This is a genomic window from Neolewinella litorea, assembly GCF_004803465.1.
GTDB classification, from domain to species: Bacteria; Bacteroidota; Bacteroidia; order Chitinophagales; family Saprospiraceae; genus Neolewinella; species Neolewinella litorea.
In genome coordinates this window covers 1-1,427 of the sequence record NZ_SRSF01000034.1, presented here as the reverse complement: position 1 = coordinate 1,427, position 1,427 = coordinate 1, and the positions used below count along the sequence as shown (strand labels likewise).

Here is a 1,427-nt window from a genome sequence, read left to right as displayed (position 1 = left end):
CTCGCTGCCCAATCATGACCAAACGGATTTGTTCCGCAATCGCCTGACTTCAATCATCAGTCTGGACCATGAGCTCTGCCGCCTGTCCGAGGAAATTGATTGGCCGTGGATCGATGAGGAGTTGGACGGTTACTATGCCCGGGAGGGCCGGCCCAGCATCCCGGTCCGCACCATGGTCGGTATGCTGTTACTCAAGCGGATGTACGATCAGAGTGATGAGTCGGTGCTGGCACGCTGGGTGGAAAACCCCTACTGGCAGTACTTCACCGGTGAGACCTACTTTCAGCACCGGCCGCCCTTCGATCCGACGGACTTTGTCTACTTCCGTAAGCGCGTTGGGGAGGACGGAATGGAGAAAATCTTAAGTCTGACGGTGCGCCTGCACTGTGGTAGTGAGGCGGAAGCGGAGGTGCTCCTCGACACCACCGTGCAGGAAAAGAACGTGACCTATCCTACCGATACCAAGCTGGCATTGAAGATCATCAAGTACTGCTGGGCTTACGGCGAGCAGGAAGGAGTCCAGTGGCGTCAGTCTTACTGCTTTGTGGTTAAGCGCTTACGGTTGGCTACCTACAACGGCAGCCATCCCCGACGGCGGCGGGCTGCTCGGCGGGCCCAGCGTAAACTGCGCACCATTGCCGGGCGGCTGGTCCGGGATCTACGCCGCAAGCTGTCGGCTGAAGCACTAGCCTACTACCGTGATACCCTAGATCTGTTTGAGCAAGTGCTGGCGCAGCGTCGCGGCACGAAGAACAAAAGGTACAGTCTACACGAGCCGGCAGTCTGGTGCATTGCAAAGGGTAAAGTCCACAAGAAATACGAGTTCGGCTGTAAAGTGTCGGTAGCCCGGACCGCCTTGAGCGGCATCATCGTCGGCATGAAGAGCTTCGTGGGTAATCCCTACGACGGCGATACACTAGCCCCCGCCCTGGAGCAGGTTCAGCGGGTGCGAGAGGATGCCGGGGGAGATCGGCCGACGGCTGCAGTGGTGGACCGAGGGTACCGAGGCCGAAAACGCATCGCGGGGACCGAAGTATTGATCCCGTCCCCTGGATCGAAGGGACAAACGTATTACGAGAAACAAAAGCAGCGAAAGCGCTTCCGGCGACGGGCGGGGATCGAGCCCATCATCGGTCACCTCAAGGATGATCACCGCATGCGGCGCAACTTTTTGAGCGGAGAACTAGGCGATGCCGTCAACTGCCTGCTGGCCGGAGCGGCCTTCAACCTGGTCAAGCGCCTGAATCAGCTGAAAATGCTGCCGGTGATGGTCATGCTGAAGCTGATCCAGCTGGCGATGGCCTTCTTTGAAACCTGCGTAGAAAGGCTAAATGGAGTAACCCTACCGAGGGCCCACCAGCGCAGAATGGCGTTGGGAGCGATATAAGCCTAAACCAAACCGCTGAGTATCTTTTTCAGGGACGACT

General features: G+C 58.1%; 1 protein-coding gene. It reads left to right on the top strand.

Going from position 1 to position 1,427, the window contains the following annotated elements; all coding sequences use genetic code 11:
* The coding region (locus E4021_RS17955) for an IS5 family transposase (RefSeq protein ID WP_136460868.1) at positions 1-1,387 on the top strand (1,387 nt) is incomplete at its 5' end.
* Positions 1,388-1,427: the final 40 nt, after the last annotated feature.